The sequence below is a fragment of the Mucilaginibacter sp. CSA2-8R genome (assembly GCF_038806765.1).
Classification (GTDB): Bacteria; Bacteroidota; Bacteroidia; order Sphingobacteriales; family Sphingobacteriaceae; genus Mucilaginibacter.
This window is the reverse complement of the sequence record NZ_CP152389.1, coordinates 2,895,616-2,913,525: the sequence shown is the minus strand read 5'-3', so window position 1 is coordinate 2,913,525 and position 17,910 is coordinate 2,895,616. Positions and strand designations below refer to the sequence as shown.

Genomic DNA, 17,910 nt, shown 5'->3' with positions numbered 1-17,910 from the left:
TTTGATACCGCCTTTGCTTAAAGTTAAAAATGAGCTACTTGTTTTAAATATTGATATTATAATGGATAATAGCCATACATGTAGTGATTAATTTATCTGATACATGTAATGCTGAATCAAATTAATCATTCAAAGTACATTCGCTGTTGATGCAGCGGTTTAACGCCTTGCAGATAATCGCTACCCATTAATAAAAAGTAAAACTTAGAATATTTTGCATGTGTTGCATTATACATGCCATTCTGTGTCATATTATTGATATAATGCTTATTTTATCAGCCATCATTAAAACAGTTTTGCATCTGTTTTAATATATTTGAATTACCTAATCCTTTAACCATGAGTGAAAGCTCTTCTATAATCAATAATCCTCACCGGCTGCAAGCTTTGCAGTCTTACCAGGTGCTGGATACCATTGAAGAAAAGGATTTTGACGATATTGCCAGTCTTGCAGCAAGTATATGCCAGGTGCCAATTGCACTCATCTCGCTGGTTGACCGCGACAGGCAGTGGTTTAAGTCAAAGCATGGTATAGCTGTTACCGAAACACCCCTCGGGCAATCGCTTTGCGCGCAGGCTATACAAAGCACCGATGATATATTTATCATAGACGATACCCGGTCTAATCAGCGCTTTAGCCATATCGCCATAACCGATACCGAAACACCTTTCATCTTTTATGCCGGTGTGCCGCTTATTAACAACGAAGGTTTTGCTTTGGGAACGCTTTGTGTTGCTGACGACCATCCAAGAGAATTAACTGGCCAGCAAAAGCAATCGCTAAAAATACTGGCCCGGCAGGTAATGGATAAGCTTGAGCTGCGCCGCAAAGTTATACAACTGCAGGAGGCCGGTCAGCTAAACCGCCGGCTTTACCAAAGCATCGAACAAAACCGCAACCTGGCACTCATTGAGCAAGCTCCGGTAGCGATAATTATTTTGCGCGGTGCCGATTATCGTATTGATGCTGTTAACCAGCCTATGCTCGCCTTGCTGGGTAAAACGGCCGATATTATTAACCAACCTTTGCTGCAAGCCCTGCCCGAATTAGAATGGCAGCAACCCTACCAGCAAATTAAAGAAGTCTATGAAACCGGAACGCGCCGGCAAGGCGTTAATACGCCGATACTACTTAACAAAAATGGCCGCGAAGAGATAGGTTATTATAATTTTACCTGCGCGCCTTTGCTGGAAGACGGTAAAGTAAGCGGCGTAATAAATATGGCTGCTGATGTGACGGAGCTGGTTAAAGCGCGTATGGACGCAGAAGCAGCCAGCGAAAAGCTTTTGCTTATTAATCAGGAAATAACAAAAGCCAACCGCCAGCAGCTGGTGGCCAGGCAAGAAGCGGCACGTGCCAAACTTTTGCTTAACCAGGCACTGGCCTCAGCACAGATAGGTACTTGGTATATGGAGCCCGATACCCATGAGTTTATTGCCTCACAAAGGTTTAAAGAAATATTTGGCTACTTGCCAGATGAAGATTTGAATTTACCTGTTGCATTAGGCCATGTTACACCCGATTACAGACAAATAATAGCTGATGCATTAGATGCAGCGTTAAACGAGGGTAAAAGTTACGACCTGGAATATACCATGACACCGCGTGGCACGCAGGATGTTAGATGGATTCGCACTACCGGTCGGTTTTTTAACGGTGATGCTGAAACGAAGGCCTACCTGTCGGGTACGGTACTGGATGTAACCGACCGGAAAAAGGTTGAAGAACGTAAAAGCGATTTTATAGGCATTGTAAGTCACGAGCTTAAAACGCCGCTTACCTCAATGGGTGCTTATTTACAGCTATTACAGATGAAAGCTGAAAAAGCGGGCGACGACTACCAGGCCAACGCCTTGAAAAAAGCTAATAAACAGGTAGCCAAGATGTCGCGGATGGTGCAAAGCTTTTTAAGTGTATCAAGGATTAAAGACGGCAAAATACACTTGGATCCCGAAACTTTTGACTTAAGCGAACTGGCGGCCGAAATTGTGGAAGAAAGTAAAGAGATCTATCCTAATCATCAAATTAATTTAAATTGTTCCGGCTCCTTTCAAGTTTATGCCGACCGGGATAAAATAGGCCAAGTAATAACCAATTTCGTCTCTAACGCGGTCAAATATGCGCCCGAAAGCCATGAGATTGATTTGCATTGTAATTTATTAGAAAGCCAACCGACCATTAGTGTGACCGACTACGGCCCTGGTATATCACCACAGCATCAGCAAAAAGTGTTTGACCGGTATTACAGGGTAGAAGATACACACTCTAAAACCATATTAGGCTTTGGTATAGGCTTGTACCTGTGCCTGGAAATAATTCAGCGCCACAAGGGTCGTATCTGGGTAGAAAGTGAATTGGGAAAGGGGAGTACGTTTAGTTTTTCGCTGCAGGCAGCAGCGCAATAACGTTACATGTTCAATGTTGTTTCATAACATAAGTATTAACAGGAATAGCTAAAACACCGGTTAAGCAGAATTAACTAATTTTGACCATGATTTTGTTCGGTAGTAAAAGTTATGATGTTAAGGTATCTCAATCCGTAGAAGATATTTTTAAATTGCTGAATGATCGCATCAAGCATTTTAAGCAAAACGAAGCTCCCTTATACAGATTTTTACTTTTGGCGAGCGATACAGCAATTGACTACTCCAAAGTAAACATTGAGGAAAATGTCATCGCCTTGAGGTTTCCTAACAATCTGTATGGAATTATAATTGTTTCTTTAGTCAGCCAGGATGCTCAACATACATTACTTCATTGTGTAATAAAACCCCGGTTAAATGGTTTATTTATTTTTAGCCTGCTGCTGTCCATATTTTTTGCTTACGCAATAATTATCTCCCCATTCATTTTTCATAGCCATCTTTGGCTGATAATTACGACAGGTTTGCTTATGGCAGGCGTTTTATTACTGAATGTAAAGTATACATTGTATCAGCTCAAAAGCTACTTAGTTGAATTTTTAGCTGATTTAAACATCAAGCCAGATTTGCGCAAGCTTCAAAAATTTACAGATAGCGCATCAACTGAAAAAATACGTAAAATTTAATCTACATTTATCCGCATGACAGACGAACAGCGCATCAGTGACTTGGAAAATACGGTGTTAGAGCAACAACAATTACTCAAAGAGATTTACCAGGCTTTGGTAAATCAAATGCAGATGATTACCGAGCAAGCACATCAACGTAACGAAATGCAGGGTCAAATCAATTCGTTATCAGAAGCTATTCTGCAAATTGGCAATCGATTAATGCGTATGTAATGTAGTTTCAAAGTTTAAATGATCACTTGTGCTTTTTGATCTTAATGGCTGATTTCGGCTTTTTTAAATTGCTTTTCCAGCTGTTCAACGCGGTTAGTAAGATTATGCACGGCGGTGCGCAGGCCGTTATTTTGTTCAATCACCTGGCTTAGGCGATTGATGATTGTTTTGGTATCAAGTAATAAATCGCGTTTGGTAGGTTCAACTCTTTCGATGGGTTCGTCGTCGCTGTAAAGGCAGGCTAAATTAAAGCCAAGGCTAAAATATACTTCCTGATCTTTGGCCGATAGGGAGGTGACGCCTTTTTCGAGGTTAAAAATATGCCCTTTAGAACGGCTAAGTTTAGCCGCCGTTTCATCTAAAGTCCATCCAAGACTCTCTCTAAAATAGCGCAACTTAGAGCCAATTTTTTGATTGGCGGCAATATCTGCTGCCGAAAACTTTTCTTTACCCATAACTTACTTTAAGCTAACTTACACAGTTAGCGATTTGTTTTATGAATAACAAATTTATATTAAATTTTTACAGTTGTGCAAAACTGAAAAAGTTAAATTGCAATTTATAATTATAAATAAAAAGATGTATATAACTGTCTAGCAGATATGTAGAAAGATTGATGTGGAGCCTTATTGGTTAAAGATAGTTTAGAGTAGTGAGCAAGACTAAATCTTTTTGTTCTCAAGCACGGTAACGCCATTTTCATCTACGGCAAAAGTGCCGGCATATTTATGTTCGCGCTCGTTTTTGTCTTTGAGGGTGTAAAAGGCGTTAACCTTCCACTTTATCATTTTAGAACCTTTAAAGCGCTTATCGCCCCCCTCAATAATATTGCAAAGCTGCACAATATTGGCAGCATTGCGCTCAATTAACGTAAGATACATGTTGCGTTGCAAGGGCGAGGACGTTACCCTAAGCTGTTGCTGGTACCCGCGGTTTTTTTGCTGAAGTGTTTTAACGCGCGCGTTAATATCGCGGTACTGCCGTGTATCGAAGTAGGAGGGCGCCACTGGTTCTGCAACCTCAATGGCTACCTCTTGCAGGGTGTTGCCTTTAGATGCCTGCTTTTCAATTACAGCCCGTACTTGCTCGCGGTAATCAGCATCACTGCTGCAGGCACTTAACACAACTAAAACAAAAAGCAATACGTTTTTAACCAAGGGTACAATATTTTGCCTATAATTTTTTTATATACGTAGGAGTTAACGTTTCGGTTATGGTTTAATTGTCAATAACAGCTGAAGCGACTAATGGACGCTTTTATTTTTTACCCACTATTTGATGATAGCTCTCTAAAGCTTGCTCTAAAGGCTTGCCCTCCCGATGAATGTCATCGCAAAATATCTCGCAAGCGCTCTGGTTTTTACTTCGTCGGCACTGCAGCCTGCAGTCTGCGTCCGTGTTTCGTGGCCTGATGTCGAACACCAATTGCGTAAGTACGATGATAACTGCAACCATAGTGGTAAACACACCTGCAAAAAACAGGGTAGGGAAGCGGTTGCTCATAGGCTGAGGTGTTAACAATTTTGGTTGCCTGAATGGCAATAATGGCTTAATGCGATCATAATCCCAACAAAGCAAATAGGCATTGGCTAAAACCATCAATGGCGACGATATCAACGATCCGTCAAAACGCACGGCAATGGACAGTAAACAGATATTGAGGATGATGGGAAAATACAAAATCGCACCAAGCAAGGCCGTGCGACGAAAGAGCAATAAGAGTGCAGCCATCATTTGTACCACGCCAATAAACGTGTAATAAAAGCCGGTGTGATGCAAAGCCTCCAAGTAATGCCCCATTGGATGATTGTTGGAAAGACTTGTAAAGCGTTCGCCGATTATTTTTACATAGCCCGACGGCAAAAAACCAGCGGCCAATGCAAAACGGCAAAATATCCAAAAATAATACATCCACCGGTTGTGTTTTATTCGGGCATGCAGGTCATCTAATTTGTCTGATATTATCATTATAAAAGTACTTTTAAAATAAAAGTAAATGTAAAATAAATTTTTTGTCAGGGCAAAATTTTCATGCATTCCGCTAAGCAACTTTGTTTACATGCTATTTAGCTAACAAATACTGACGAATGTTAGGCAAAGTGTCATCCAACTCTTTAAGCTGGCATTTAACAACTCGCAGTAAGTAGATGGTGTTTTTCTATGTAAGGGCTAACTGATAATACCGTGAATTATAGCGTATCTAATCAGCGCAACTGTGTTGCGTACGCCGGTGCGGTTTATCATGTTTTCGCGGTACCCTTCAACCGTTCTTTTACTGGTAAAAAGCTTGTCAGCAATTTCCTGGTTGGTCAAACCCTCGGCCAGATAGTTGAGTACATCTATATCACGGTCAGAAAATTTAACATCGTCAATCGGGGCCTCGTTACGCAAATCGGGCAGGCTAAGCATTCGGTGCATAAAGCGGCTGGTTAACTCGCTGCAAATATATTCTGCACCTTCGTGCACATGGCTGATGGCAAACTTTAATTCGCGTGGCTGCACGTTTTTAAGCAGGTAACCTTTGGCTCCGGCTTTAAATGCTTGCAGTAAAAACTTCTCGTTATCAAAACCGCTAAGTACAATGAGCCGGATAGTCGGGTAGCGTTCAGCAATGCTGGCTGCCAAATCTAATCCTCCCATTACGGGCATATTCAGGTCGGTTAGTATAACATCGGCGGTAACACCATTCTTCAGCAGTTTTAACGCCTCTTGCCCGTTCGCCGCTTCAGCCGCAATCACAAATTCAGGATTACTCTGCAATATAATTTTTAGTCCGTCTCGAACAATAGTATGGTCCTCAACCAAAATAATTCTGATCATACAAGCCGGCCAAATTTGATTTCAGGTAAATGTACAGATATTGTTCAAAAACGGGCAATGCAGCCTTAAACGCCTGCTGTCACAATATCAATACAAAATCAGTTAATTACAATTGAAACGTTTGTTATATATAAACTTATAAGTAAAAGAGGTGCAAAGCAACTATGGCATTGATCATCTAATATTACTTTTTTAAGGTGACTGCTTGTCATTTATGTTTTAATTGATACTTAAAACGCTAAAATCTGCGTTTTTGCTTTATAATTTTTTACAAAGTGGAACATAACACTCTTTTAACAAAGATTAAGTTATATGATAATCACTTTAATTTCAACAGACAAAGGATATTTATCAATAAATAAATTATGTTGACTAATTACACGCATTTGTGGTATATTGTTGCCTGATTTATGGATGCTTTGATAGGCCTCCAAGTGTATTGCCCTAATTATTATCTGTGTTGAGGCTGCTTGATAGCAACGCATTCAGATAATACTTTAACCTTATTACGTTTTGAATACTACTACTAACGAACTCAACAAAATATTTACTTTCTCACTTGATTTAATCTGCGTAATTGACGCCAACGGACGATTTGTGAGGGTAAGTGATGCAGTACAACCCTTGTTAGGCTACCATCCGGACGAACTTACAGGTGAGCCATTTATTGATTTTGTTTGTGTTGGGGATGCAGAAGGTTCGCAAGATGTTTTAAAGCGGGTGTTGCAGGGCAAAACTGTAGTAAAATATGCCAACAACTGCCGCCGTAAAGACGGCACCGAAGCTCCTATGCTTTGGAGTTTTAACTTTGATAAAGAAGATCAGTTAATTTACGTAACTGCCCGCGATGGTAAAGACAGGCAGCAATCCGCTAAACTGCGCGAATCATTAGAAGCCAGCAATTTACGGTATGAATATGTAACGAAGGCAACTTCGGATGCGATATGGGACTGGGATTTAAATAAGAACACCTTATTTTGGGGCGATGGGTTTAAATCTATATTTGGGCACTCGCTGGCCCATGCGCGTACTGATGTGGGTACCTGGACAGATTTTATACACCCCGATGATGCCTCTGATGTGGTAAGCAGTATTTGGGAGGTGATAGAAAGCAAACAAACCGTTTGGAAAAAGGAGTACCGTTTTAGGCGTGGCGATGGCAGCTATGCCGATGTAGTTGACCGTGGTTTTGTAATTCGTAACGATCTTGGTAAGGCGATACGCATGGTGGGTGCACAACATGACATTTCGCAACGAAACAAAACCTTGGCCGAACTTAAACAATTGGCCAGTGACCTTTACAAGCGCAACCGCGAGTTACAGCAATTCGGCTATATTGTGTCGCACAATTTGCGGTCGCCGGTAGCTAACATTATTGGCCTGGTTGATATGCTTGAGGAAGATAAAAGCGACCCGACTGCCATAGATTTTTGTATTGAACACCTCAAGGTATCTATGAATAGCCTGGATGAAGTAATTACGGATTTGAGCGAGATACTGTCAATTACCGATGGCTCCACCGAAATACACAAAGAGAACGTTGACGTCGTAGAAATTATTGAAAAGGTTGTAACTGTGCTAAGCGACCAGATTGCTCAAACACAGGCTAATATTATTGTGCCGAAGGGGCCGTTGGTTTGGTTAACGCACCGAGCCTACATGTATAGTATATTTTTAAACCTGATTAGCAACGCAATCAAATACCGGTCTGAACAGGCGCCGATAATAAAGATTGACTTTCTGGTTACTGATAACACCTTACGGATAACGGTAGCAGATAACGGTATCGGCATTGATACAGGGCGACATGAAGGCGACTTGTTTAAGCCTTACAGGCGTTTTACGGCAACCAAAAGCGGTAAGGGGCTTGGCTTATTTTTAGTAAAAAGCCATATTGAGGTTTTGCATGGAACTATCAGTTTAGAAAGTGTACCGGGCCATGGCAGCACCTTTAAAATTGCGTTTCCGGCTGATGTAAGCGTTGAAGCTTCTAGTTAAACACGGGTAAGTACTTCGCACCAGTCAAATATTATATTTCTTACAATTCAGCCAGTGGCAATTCAAAGTAAAACGTTGAGCCTTTGCGCATTTTACTTTCTACACCAATTTTGCCACCGTGCTGTTTAATAATTTCGGCACATAAGTACAGGCCTATGCCAAAGCCGGCTACATTTTGATAGCCGGAATTGTTTACCCTAAAATACCGTTTAAATAATCGGGGCTGATCTTCCTGGTTTATACCAATGCCTTCGTCCCGCACATTTAACACTAATTTATTACTTGTTGCTTCGCACGTTATGTTGATGTTACTGCCTGGAGGTGAGTATTTAACAGCGTTGCTGATAAAGTTATTGATGACCTGGCCTATCTTATCCCGATCTGCGTGAATCCATGTTGCCTCAACTGGAGCAAAAACAATTTGATGACTACCAATAGTTGATAGTACTTCATCTTCTACCTCGTTTATCAGCTTAGCCATGTCAAACCTGATGCGATCAATATGGATATGGGCCGATTCCAGCCTTGATACGTTCAAGAATCCATTGATGAGTGTGGTCATCCGGCTAACCTGGCGTATGGCTTTTTCAACCATGCCGGTGGTTTGCATATCCTGACTTTTAACGGCTCTTGACTTGAGCAATTGCATATATCCACTTAGCGAGGTAAGCGGTGTTTTAAGTTCATGGCTTACCATGCTTATAAAATCGTTTTTGCGCTGCTCATTCTCTTTTATAACGGTTATATCAATGGTTGAACTGATGTAACCTGCAAACGTATTGTCGGTGCTAAGTCTCGGCTGGCCGCGGGCCAGCAGCCAGCGGTAGCCTCCTTTTATATCGGGCATCCTAAACTCCCATTCCCATGGTGCTCTTTTACTAAAAGCATCAGTAAATATTTTTACTACACGGTCTTTATCATCAGTGTGCATTAAATCAATCCATCCGTGGTTTAATAGTTCCTCTCTGGTACGGCCGGTAGCTTTAACCCATGCCTCGTTAAAGTAAGTGGCGTCCCCGGTTTCGTCTCCTACGGCAATCATTACATCTGTGCCTTCCGCCATTATCCTAAAGCGCTGTTCGCTCTCGGTTACGTTTTGCACCATCTGCTTTAAATGTTGTTCATTTTTGCGCAACTCCGTATTTAGCCGTGTTACATGCTGGTTGGTAGCCAGTAAATCTTCGTTAGTTACACACAGCTCTTCGTTCATAGCCATCAACTCTTCGTTGCTGGCGGCCAGTTCTTTGTTTAATGCTTTTATCTCCGTTTCGCGTATGGTGAGTTGCCGTTTGCTGGTTTCGCGTTCGGTTACGTTAGCTGCACGGTGCAAAATGGCGTATGGTTCACCCTTATTATCAAAAATGGGCCTGTACTCATATTCGTAATAATGGGTTTGCAACTGGTTATTGATGCGAGTTTCTGCAGTGGTAACGCCGGAGTCGGTAGTTCCGGTGCGTAAAACAGCTTGTAGCATCTGCTTAAAGGGCTGCCCATGCAGTTCGGGCACACCATCATAAAGCGGCAAACCTATAATTTCTCTTTGTTTACCCCAAAAAGCAAGCATGGCATCGTTAGCCATTTCAATGATGATGTCGTCGCCTGTGTATATCGCAGTAGCATCGGCAGATAATGTTAATATATCAAGTAATGTATCTTTACTTAATATCCTATTGTTCGGCATGTTAAAAACGTATAAGTCTCTTTCTTATAATTAGAATAAATAAACACTGTTTATGTTTGCCATGATATGGTGAAATTATGCGCAGGCGCTTTCCCAACGCGTATTTTAGTGTCACGTCTCACCTAATTAAAAAACCTGCCCGGCATAACACCAGGCAGGTTCAACTATATAACACTTACTTAATGAAAACAGATTTAGTTCAATTTTGTAACGGAGTTGGTTCACCATCATACTCAACTGATATTACGCCATCGCCTTCTATCAAAAAGCAGATTAAACCTAATAGTACCGCTACCGATAACCATAGTTCGGCATAAGGTGCAAATATGCTTGGCTGCAGGTTTACTAAAAATACGGCGCCTAATAGTACAGGTAAGTTAAGTAAACAAAACAAGCGGGTTAATGAGCCCACAGCAATAAACAGGCCGCCTATTAAGTGCAGGCCAATCACCACGTGTGCAATAAGGCTGATAGAGATTGCTGTTCCGAAACCCACTTCCATCATTAAACGGGTAATGGCATGAAAGTTTAAAGTAAAAGCTATACCTTTCCATATTAAAACAGCACCTAGTGCAATACGGAAAAAGTCGAGCCATTTGGGATGATGATGATCGCCCCAGTTCTGGATTTTATTGATCATTTTCATAATACGGTTAAATTGGTGTAATAAAGTTACGAAGAATATTAACCAATAAACCAAGTTTTAACGAAAATGATTTACGTCTTTTCTAACCGTAAACGGCTAAAATAACAACTTTTAATATAAACCGTTAAAGCGTTGTATTATAATAAATTAAAGTGCTAATATCATTACCGTTCTGAATGTAAATACCCGCATTTTTACTAATTTAATAAATTTAGTATAACGGTCTGTAAAACTCAATTCTAACTCACACTTAGTGTATTATATTTCCCCATATTTCCACCCTGTCTATGTAGCCTGCGGAAGCTAACAAATCGAGAAATGCTTCCATTCTTATGGCTCTGCCGTGCAGCTGCCAGGTTACCGACAAGGTTTGTTTTTCGATGATTTGCTTTAGCACCTTGCTTTTTATGTTTGAGGTATCTAAGTTATCTTGAATATGCGGCTTTAGGTTTCTATCGAGGCCAGCTTTTACGTAATGATGCGATACTGATTAAGCTTATTAATTTGTTTTTTGGGCTGCCGGTAACACCGAAAGCACAAACAAAATTAGCGCACTGGCACACCCGGAAGCTAAATAGAAGCCGGCACCTAAACCTATACCAACCGCTGCTACGGCCCAAATGGTGGCGGCTGTGTTTATACCATTAACCCTGCTATCACCTCTAAAAATAATGCCTGCACCCAAAAAGCCAATGCCGGTTACGATGTTAGCAGCAATACGATCGGGGTTAGAGCCGCCAATGGCAATAGGCATCAGCGTAAAAAAACATGCCCCAAACGAGATCATGATGGTGGTGCGAAAACCGGCCGCCTTATCCCGGTACTCCCTTTCGGCGCCCACCAGGCCGCCCTAAAGTAAAGCCAAAAAAAAGCGAATTATATCTCGATGTTGAAGTTAATGGTTGTGGATTGATTTTATATGCAGGTGTAAGGCGGTTTAATTTGATCTTCGTGGAGCGTTATGTTAACGATGGTTAAGGCTAAACTCATCTTCAACGGTTTCGCTTAAGTCGTATAAAAGCCATTGTTTGTTCATGATTTCGGGCGTTTGAGTAGACAGCAGTTTGATGAAATCTTTAACGCCAACAGGCTCGTTGCCGTTGCCATGAATAAGCACGATACTACCTGAGGCCGCATTTTGCCCTTTAGCCAACCACGCATCGCTACCTACCGGAATCAAACCATAGTCGGTTATCTTTTCTACCAGCGAATGATCTGATACTAAACCTGGAAAGCGAAAAAAAACAGAGGGAGTAAGGCCATGTTGTAGCATGGCTGTTTCGGTACCTAATACTTCGAAATTTACATCGGTGCCCGGTTCGAGTAAAAAGTTTTCCTTTAGTGGTATCCGGGGGTTAAAATGATGGTTATAAGTATGGTTTATCCAGGTGATATCCAGGTCTCCAGTATTTTGCAGACCTTTCAACCATTCGATGTCATCACCGTGGGTAAGCATAAACCGGCCGGTGATGGACAACGCCACCGGAACAGGCGTTTTTACTTTTTTAAAGGCGTTAATAAGTGAAGTGAAGATTACACGATCAAGCGGTTTGTGCGATGGACAAAGATCGATGGTAAGACTAATGCCTTTTTCTTTCGGAAAGCCGTGTGCAATACCAGCATCCTGTAAACTGTTAGATTGCTGTTGCGCCGCAGCAATGGCGCGGCTGTATGCACTGTTGCTTAACTTAGCGAGTGATTGCGTTAATGTGCCGGGCGTTACCTTGAGTTGTGAAGCTGGATACAGGCGGGTTGTTAGTGTGGTCGCATCTGCAGCTAAATAAAAAGCCTGGCCACCACGCTCAAAGGAGCGCATGACCAGCAGATTGTTGGCAGCTGTGCCGAAATAGACACGATATTTACTAATGGGCTGCGCAAGCAGGTGAAAATTATTTAGTAGAATTATAACGAAGAGCAGAGAACGTTTTTTTAAATTGAGCAGCATGTATTGTAAAGGTTGCGAGCATATGAGCTCTGTTGCAGCCTACTAAATTAAAAACTGTCTGGCTTGTTTTCAAATGATGTCCGAAAACATTACTCGTTTAGCGGTAAATAGAAACTAAACTGTGAGCCTATGCCTGGCTCGCTCTTAACTGTAATATGGCCACCCAAGGCCTCAACCTGGGTTTTAACCATATATAAGCCAATACCGCGGCCCACAACGGTATTGTCGAAACGTTGGTATAGGCCAAATAATTTATCGCCATGACGATCTAAATCAATACCGCGGCCATTATCGGCAATAGTAATGTTCAGTCGGCCATTCTGGTGAGTGCCTGTTACGTTAATAACGGGCAAAACATCTTGTTTGCGATATTTGATAGCGTTTAAAACAAGATTATATAAAATGCTGTACAAATAAAGCCGCGTAGTATAAATGGTACACGTTTTACTAAAGTTGCAATTTAACGTCACTTTTTCGCGCATCATGAGGTCGTTTATGCTAAACCTGATGTCGTTGATGAGGGCCTGTAGCTCCACAACTTCTTTATGGTCGTACAGGTGTTGCCCCGACTGGAAAATTTCGTTGAGGTCGGAAATGATTTGATCAATTTTAGCAACTGATTTATTTATACCCCTGGCTACTTCATTATGGTCAGCTTCGTCAAGGTCGGTATCCGTAATCATTTCGGTAAGGCTTACCAAATTGGCTACAGGTGCACGCAAATTGTGCGATACGATGTAGGCAAATTGTTCCAACGCCTTGTTGCGTTCAATTAGTTCAGCAATCAGCTTCTCGCGTTCTTTGGCAGCTACAATCTGTTTAGTTACATCGCGGTTAGTTGCTACCATTCTAACGGCCCGGCCACTGGCATCACGTTCAATAATTGACATAGATACCAGGTGCCTTATTTCATTGCCTGGGAGCAAAATTTTAAACTTCATCTTAACCTCGCTCTTGTCTCTTAGAGCATCGGCTACTTCTTGATTAATCCGGTCAAGATCGTCGGGGTGTAAACGTTCTGTCCATGATTCGTATGTTTTCTTAAATTCCTCAGGTTTTACCTTGTACAGATCAAACATACAGTCATCATACGTTACGTGATTGTTGATAATGTCCCAGTCTGAAATACAGACATTGGCTGCCTGCGTAGCTAACTGTAAACGATTGGATAATTGTTTTAAATCATCTTCAACTTTTTTGCGCTCGGTAATGTCGCGCAGGTTAACCACTACGGCCTGCACATTTTTGTTATTCAGCAAGTTGGTTGCCACGCCCATAAACCACAAATAATGCCCCTGAGTGTGCCTGGCCCTTACGGTGATGGGTACAGACTGCCCCGGATGATTAGCTACCCATTGCTGGAGGCCTTTTAGTTTTTCTATATCATCAGGGTGAGTGAGCTCTAAAAAACTATGACCTAAACGCTCGTCATCGCTAAAGCCCATAATATTGGTGGTAGACGGACTACGGTAAAAGGTATGCATGTTTTTGTCGAGCAACAATATCACATCGTAGCTATTTTCAACCATAACCCGGAACCGGTCTGCACGGCTATACATTTCATCTTCCAGCTTTTTACGGGCAGTTACATCAGTAATAACGGCAATGGCTCCGGTGTAAACGCCGTCTTTAAAAACAGGGGTCGTATTAATAATGGTCCAAATCAGGCTGCCGCTTTTGGTTTGTAGCGCAAAGTCATATTTTTCGGCTATGCCGTCTTTACGGCGTTTTGCATTTTCAACCGCTTGTTTTCGCCTGCTTTCATCAATAAAGTAAAATATGTCCCGGCCAACCATCTCCTGGTGTTCGTAACCCAGCATGTCGCAAAGGGCCTGGCTGGCAAAAGTGGTAATGTATTCTTCGTTATAAACCCATATGCCCTCTTTAGCCAACTGTACTATTTGCTGGTACGATTCTTCGGTTACGGCATCGTCGGTCGCAATTTCGGTCGTATCGTGAATAATAAAACCCATTAGCGACTCTGAGCTGAGTTTACTATCTAATAAAAAAACGTTTACCCATCCGTAAGAAAAACTCAGTTCGCTGCGTTTAAAATGCAGTTTTGCGCTTACTTTGCCGCTGTTCGCCGCCTGTTCGTAAAGCTGTGTTAAAGTTGTGCTTTGAATTTCAGTAATTGCCCTGTAATCAGCTTTGCAAAGCTGCTCATTGGTCGTTTTAAAGAGAAGACAGGCCGGTGCATTGGCATCTACGATACTTCCATTGGGTGCAACAATGAGCATGGCTTCAGTGCTGTTCTCAAAAAAAGCATGGAACGACGGATTATAGTCTCCATAAGATGTTGAGTTTACACTGTTTATTAACATAGGCCGGAAAAAAAGTAAGATCGTGGTGCTTATAATTAAATTAATAAACTTAAGCCTAACAGGTTTGTTTTGAATAGATTTTACTGTTGCTTAAACTTAGTTTAGACCGTACAAAACTATTTAATTTTCTGAGATTCAATAAACTATAACTATAAGTTGACTGGATGGTTTACTCAATAATTAAAATATAATTAGATTCGGTTAAATTTAGTTATGCTTGCCTTTCAAAACGGTGAGTTTACATTAAATACATAGCCCTATATTTTATGCTGGTGTACAAAATGCAACATCATTAACAGCGTTTTAACGGCATTTGCATTAATTATGCGGCTTAATTTAAACTATTTAAGCTTTCGAACCTTTGCTTATCACAATGACTACGATGGCATACGATTTTAAAATTGTTGGTTTTGGTTTATCGGCGGGTGGAATGACTCCGCTGCTTGAGATTTTAGAAGATTTACCGGCTCAACTCAATGCGGCAATAGTGGTTGTAATGCATTTACCCATCAATGCGTCGAGTAAACTGCACCAAATATTAAGTCAGAAAGTGGCGATAAATGTAGTTCCGGTAAGCACAATTGAACAGGTAGAACCGGGTAACATTTATGTGATGGATGCCGGTAAAGAACTGAGAATACAAAACGGCTTTTTAGAAATGCACGAGCGCAATCCCGAAGAAAAGATTAATAAAACCATCGATAAATTTTTCAAATCGTTGGCTGGTGATGCCGGTAGCCAAAGCATCGGTATCATATTGTCGGGTGCGGGTTTTGATGGCCTCGAAGGGGCTAAGGAGATTGAGGATGCTAAAGGTATTGTAATTGTACAAGATCCGGAAACGGCACAGTTTCCGCTGATGCCTAAAAACCTGATCGCTTACGATCATCCTGACTATGTATTAACGCCAAAAGATATTGCAGAAAAGCTAACTAAGCAACTGGCATAGTATCAAACAAAAAGGGTAGATATTGGCCGTTTAATAGATTTAGTAAAACGGCAGCTTCGCGGCTTTTTCTAATTTATTTAAGCAGCGTTGTTTCAATATCAATTTCGCTTGCGTAATATGTTGTAAACTTTATCACATGCTACGTTTGATCGTTTTATGCCTATTTATGGCCATTTTTTGTGCAACACTACGCGCCCAGCAAAAAGCTTCTTTTGCAGTGCAGGCTGGTGTAAGCAGGGCTATAGCTACTCAATCTAATCAAGGCGTTACCCAGTTTTCCGGCGGTTTATCGGCAGTTTTTCCGTTTAGTAAAAAACTAAATTTTCAAACAGGATTATTTTACAACGGTAAAGGCTGGGCAAACAAAGGGATAACTCATAGCTCAGAAATCCGCATTAACTATCTGCAGGTACCACTTTACATAAATTACTTAATAAAAGTTAAAGCGGGCCATCTGTATATTGGCGCAGGGCCGTATATGGCAGTGGCTTTAAGCGGATGGGTTAAATCTAGCCAACAATTTAATGTTGGGCTACATTACGCTCCTTCTGCGCCACTTAATCTTAAGGACGGGAGGAGTGAGTACATGTCTAAACTTACTATTGGGAAAAATGAGCAATATGAAGATGTCGCTAATTACAGCACCAAACGCATGGATTACGGACTGACCGGCCATGCAGGGTTTATATTGAATAATGGGTTTTTTGTAAACGCAGGTTATGATATGGGGCTAGCTAACATCAGCTATGATAATGTTGCCCGTCGTTTGCAAACAGCAACTGTTTCGCTCGGCTATTTCTTTTAACCAGTATCAGACTTAAGGTGGCATAGTTATTCAGTTCACTGGTGTCTGTTTTTAAGTATAAAATCTTCAATCGCATATCCGGTGTACCATTTCCGGTTCGACTAAAATTTCAAAGTTTAGACAATTCCACCCGCAAACTGTCGGAAATAAGTTATTAGGTTAATAGTTTTTTAAAATCAAAGTGCTGTAAATCAGTCGTTGATAATGTTATCTAACAATTTTTTCTACGCGCTGATTGGCTTTGGCACAATGTTGGTTTATATCATAACATCAAACATCTAATTATGAAAGCATCAACATCTACAACCGTTATCCTTAAATCAATTGATTTAGAATTAAAAAAAATGATTCAACAAGATTTGGCTGCATTCAAAGCCAAAAAACAAAGCGCAACTACACAGGCTGCTGTGGTAAAACAAGCTGCCTGATCTACATATATTTCTATCATCTACCCTATGAAACAAAAGAGCTCCCTAAACGGAGCTTTTTTTATTTGTGGCGTTCTTTTACTTTGTTGCCGTAATTCCTATTGAAAATATATATTTACGGCAACAAACACTAACCATCATTCTTTTCAGGCATCTGTTATGCTCATTAAAAAACGTATTTCTGTAGCTTATTTTATGCGCCACATTATGTGGGACTTGATTGCCATCCTTTGCTTTGCGGTGTTGGCCGGCATGTTCGATCATTTTGGCGTGTTAAGAGAAGTTAAGATACCTTTGGCCGTCACTTCTTTTACCGGCACTATTTTGTCTTTGTTGCTGGCATTTCGTACATCGCAGTCTTACGAGCGCTGGTGGGAAGCGCGTATTGTATGGGGCGCCATTGTAAACGACAGCCGTTCGCTCATCCGCCAGGTGAAGCAGTATATGCCTAACAACGCCGAAGGTTTGGAAGTGGCTAAAGATTTTGCACGGCGCCAGGGTGTGTGGTGTTTTGCCTTGGGCGAATCATTACGTAAATGCGATCATAGCACTAAAGTGCTGGATTACTTTAAAAATACCGGCGACGATAGTACAAACAAGCCAAATTTAATGCTCAATCATCACTCGGATGCGCTGGCCGAGGCTTGTGAACGTTTTAACATTGACCCAAACAAGCAGGTACAGATTGATAATACCATTGTAAAGCTTTGCGACTCGATGGGTAGGTGCGAGCGTATTAAAAACACCGTTTTTCCGCGGGCTTACAGTCTGCTCATCCATGTGTTAATTTATGCGTTGATGACTTTGCTGCCTTTTGGTTTAGAAGATCAAAGCAAGATTGTTGAAGTAGCTTTAACGGTAATTATTCCGGCACTGTTCATTGCTATTGAGCAAACCGCCATTTTTATGCAAGATCCGTTCGAGAACCGCCCAACAGATACGCCCATGACTACCCTGGCCAAAACCATCGAAAATAATTTAATGGAAATGGTAGGGGAGCCACCTGCAAACAAAATTGAGCCGCCTACTACTTACTATATCATGTAAG

The 17,910-nt window shown here is 41.3% G+C and carries 17 protein-coding genes; 8 read left to right on the top strand and 9 right to left on the bottom strand.

What is annotated here, in order from left to right; genetic code table 11:
- The first annotated feature begins 339 nt into the window (after nucleotides 1-339).
- The 3 genes from AAGR14_RS12260 (at nucleotide 340) to AAGR14_RS12250 (ending at nucleotide 3,266) form a co-directional block, all read left to right on the top strand.
- Complete coding sequence (locus AAGR14_RS12260; protein WP_342644506.1) at nucleotides 340-2,406, top strand: ATP-binding protein; 2,067 nt, start codon at nucleotides 340-342, stop codon at nucleotides 2,404-2,406.
- 86 nt (nucleotides 2,407-2,492) lie between these two features.
- Nucleotides 2,493-3,050 (top strand): hypothetical protein, encoded by a 558-nt coding sequence (locus AAGR14_RS12255; protein WP_342644505.1) that lies wholly within the window; start codon nucleotides 2,493-2,495, stop codon nucleotides 3,048-3,050.
- A gap of 15 nt (nucleotides 3,051-3,065) precedes the next feature.
- On the top strand, nucleotides 3,066-3,266 hold the full coding sequence (locus tag AAGR14_RS12250) for a hypothetical protein (protein ID WP_342644504.1): 201 nt from the start codon (nucleotides 3,066-3,068) through the stop codon (nucleotides 3,264-3,266).
- Between the two features lie 41 nt (nucleotides 3,267-3,307).
- Here the strand turns inward: AAGR14_RS12250 and AAGR14_RS12245 are convergent, their stop codons facing one another.
- The 4 genes from AAGR14_RS12245 to AAGR14_RS12230 form a co-directional block, all read right to left on the bottom strand.
- Nucleotides 3,308-3,721 carry a helix-turn-helix transcriptional regulator gene (locus AAGR14_RS12245; RefSeq protein WP_342644503.1) on the bottom strand — a complete coding sequence of 138 codons (414 nt, stop codon included), beginning with the start codon at nucleotides 3,719-3,721 and terminating at the stop codon, nucleotides 3,308-3,310.
- Between the two features lie 207 nt (nucleotides 3,722-3,928).
- Nucleotides 3,929-4,423 (bottom strand): hypothetical protein, encoded by a 495-nt coding sequence (locus AAGR14_RS12240; protein ID WP_342644502.1) that lies wholly within the window; start codon nucleotides 4,421-4,423, stop codon nucleotides 3,929-3,931.
- Nucleotides 4,424-4,523: 100 nt separating this feature from the next.
- On the bottom strand, nucleotides 4,524-5,234 hold the full coding sequence (locus tag AAGR14_RS12235; RefSeq protein WP_342644501.1) for a hypothetical protein: 711 nt from the start codon (nucleotides 5,232-5,234) through the stop codon (nucleotides 4,524-4,526).
- A 201-nt stretch (nucleotides 5,235-5,435) separates the two neighbouring features.
- Entirely contained in the window at nucleotides 5,436-6,086 is a 651-nt protein-coding gene (locus AAGR14_RS12230) for a response regulator transcription factor (protein WP_342644500.1), read from the bottom strand.
- 513 nt (nucleotides 6,087-6,599) lie between these two features.
- Between AAGR14_RS12230 and AAGR14_RS12225 the strand changes: the two genes are divergently transcribed.
- Nucleotides 6,600-8,084 carry a PAS domain-containing sensor histidine kinase gene (locus AAGR14_RS12225; RefSeq protein WP_342644499.1) on the top strand — a complete coding sequence of 495 codons (1,485 nt, stop codon included), beginning with the start codon at nucleotides 6,600-6,602 and terminating at the stop codon, nucleotides 8,082-8,084.
- A gap of 40 nt (nucleotides 8,085-8,124) precedes the next feature.
- On the opposite strand, the gene AAGR14_RS12220 is transcribed toward AAGR14_RS12225, so the two are convergent.
- The 5 genes from AAGR14_RS12220 to AAGR14_RS12200 all read right to left on the bottom strand — a co-directional run bounded on the left by AAGR14_RS12220 (nucleotide 8,125) and on the right by AAGR14_RS12200 (nucleotide 14,680).
- Entirely contained in the window at nucleotides 8,125-9,765 is a 1,641-nt protein-coding gene (locus AAGR14_RS12220; protein ID WP_342644498.1) for an ATP-binding protein, read from the bottom strand.
- A 199-nt stretch (nucleotides 9,766-9,964) separates the two neighbouring features.
- Complete coding sequence (locus AAGR14_RS12215) at nucleotides 9,965-10,411, bottom strand: DoxX family protein (RefSeq protein WP_342644497.1); 447 nt, start codon at nucleotides 10,409-10,411, stop codon at nucleotides 9,965-9,967.
- 499 nt (nucleotides 10,412-10,910) lie between these two features.
- Complete coding sequence (locus AAGR14_RS12210; protein WP_342644496.1) at nucleotides 10,911-11,252, bottom strand: MgtC/SapB family protein; 342 nt, start codon at nucleotides 11,250-11,252, stop codon at nucleotides 10,911-10,913.
- Between the two features lie 123 nt (nucleotides 11,253-11,375).
- Nucleotides 11,376-12,227: a polysaccharide deacetylase gene (locus AAGR14_RS12205; protein WP_342644495.1), complete on the bottom strand. Its 852-nt coding sequence runs from the start codon at nucleotides 12,225-12,227 to the stop codon at nucleotides 11,376-11,378.
- Between the two features lie 218 nt (nucleotides 12,228-12,445).
- On the bottom strand, nucleotides 12,446-14,680 hold the full coding sequence (locus AAGR14_RS12200) for a PAS domain S-box protein (RefSeq protein ID WP_342644494.1): 2,235 nt from the start codon (nucleotides 14,678-14,680) through the stop codon (nucleotides 12,446-12,448).
- A gap of 373 nt (nucleotides 14,681-15,053) precedes the next feature.
- On the opposite strand from AAGR14_RS12200, the gene AAGR14_RS12195 reads away from it, so the two are divergent.
- The 4 genes from AAGR14_RS12195 (at nucleotide 15,054) to AAGR14_RS12180 (ending at nucleotide 17,909) form a co-directional block, all read left to right on the top strand.
- On the top strand, nucleotides 15,054-15,629 hold the full coding sequence (locus tag AAGR14_RS12195; protein ID WP_342644493.1) for a chemotaxis protein CheB: 576 nt from the start codon (nucleotides 15,054-15,056) through the stop codon (nucleotides 15,627-15,629).
- A gap of 136 nt (nucleotides 15,630-15,765) precedes the next feature.
- Nucleotides 15,766-16,434, top strand: coding sequence for a porin family protein (locus tag AAGR14_RS12190; protein ID WP_342644492.1), 669 nt, complete (start codon nucleotides 15,766-15,768; stop codon nucleotides 16,432-16,434).
- A gap of 284 nt (nucleotides 16,435-16,718) precedes the next feature.
- Nucleotides 16,719-16,862, top strand: coding sequence for a hypothetical protein (locus AAGR14_RS12185; protein WP_342644491.1), 144 nt, complete (start codon nucleotides 16,719-16,721; stop codon nucleotides 16,860-16,862).
- A gap of 159 nt (nucleotides 16,863-17,021) precedes the next feature.
- The gene (locus tag AAGR14_RS12180; RefSeq protein ID WP_342644490.1) at nucleotides 17,022-17,909 is read left to right on the top strand and encodes a bestrophin family ion channel; all 888 of its coding nucleotides are present in this window, start codon (nucleotides 17,022-17,024) and stop codon (nucleotides 17,907-17,909) included.
- Nucleotide 17,910: the final 1 nt, after the last annotated feature.

What these genes read in the sequence shown, in the direction of transcription:
- AAGR14_RS12245 (WP_342644503.1), bottom strand. Translation starts at nt 3,721, where the DNA reads ATGGGTAAAGAAAAGTTTTCGGCAGCAGATATTGCCGCCAATCAAAAA.
- AAGR14_RS12195 (WP_342644493.1), top strand. Translation starts at nt 15,054, where the DNA reads ATGACTACGATGGCATACGATTTTAAAATTGTTGGTTTTGGTTTATCG.
- AAGR14_RS12215 (WP_342644497.1), bottom strand. Translation starts at nt 10,411, where the DNA reads ATGAAAATGATCAATAAAATCCAGAACTGGGGCGATCATCATCATCCC.
- AAGR14_RS12230 (WP_342644500.1), bottom strand. Translation starts at nt 6,086, where the DNA reads ATGATCAGAATTATTTTGGTTGAGGACCATACTATTGTTCGAGACGGA.
- AAGR14_RS12205 (WP_342644495.1), bottom strand. Translation starts at nt 12,227, where the DNA reads ATGCGCTCCTTTGAGCGTGGTGGCCAGGCTTTTTATTTAGCTGCAGAT.
- AAGR14_RS12200 (WP_342644494.1), bottom strand. Translation starts at nt 14,680, where the DNA reads ATGTTAATAAACAGTGTAAACTCAACATCTTATGGAGACTATAATCCG.
- AAGR14_RS12180 (WP_342644490.1), top strand. Translation starts at nt 17,022, where the DNA reads ATGCTCATTAAAAAACGTATTTCTGTAGCTTATTTTATGCGCCACATT.
- AAGR14_RS12260 (WP_342644506.1), top strand. Translation starts at nt 340, where the DNA reads ATGAGTGAAAGCTCTTCTATAATCAATAATCCTCACCGGCTGCAAGCT.
- AAGR14_RS12255 (WP_342644505.1), top strand. Translation starts at nt 2,493, where the DNA reads ATGATTTTGTTCGGTAGTAAAAGTTATGATGTTAAGGTATCTCAATCC.
- AAGR14_RS12235 (WP_342644501.1), bottom strand. Translation starts at nt 5,234, where the DNA reads ATGATAATATCAGACAAATTAGATGACCTGCATGCCCGAATAAAACAC.
- AAGR14_RS12185 (WP_342644491.1), top strand. Translation starts at nt 16,719, where the DNA reads ATGAAAGCATCAACATCTACAACCGTTATCCTTAAATCAATTGATTTA.
- AAGR14_RS12190 (WP_342644492.1), top strand. Translation starts at nt 15,766, where the DNA reads ATGCTACGTTTGATCGTTTTATGCCTATTTATGGCCATTTTTTGTGCA.
- AAGR14_RS12250 (WP_342644504.1), top strand. Translation starts at nt 3,066, where the DNA reads ATGACAGACGAACAGCGCATCAGTGACTTGGAAAATACGGTGTTAGAG.
- AAGR14_RS12220 (WP_342644498.1), bottom strand. Translation starts at nt 9,765, where the DNA reads ATGCCGAACAATAGGATATTAAGTAAAGATACATTACTTGATATATTA.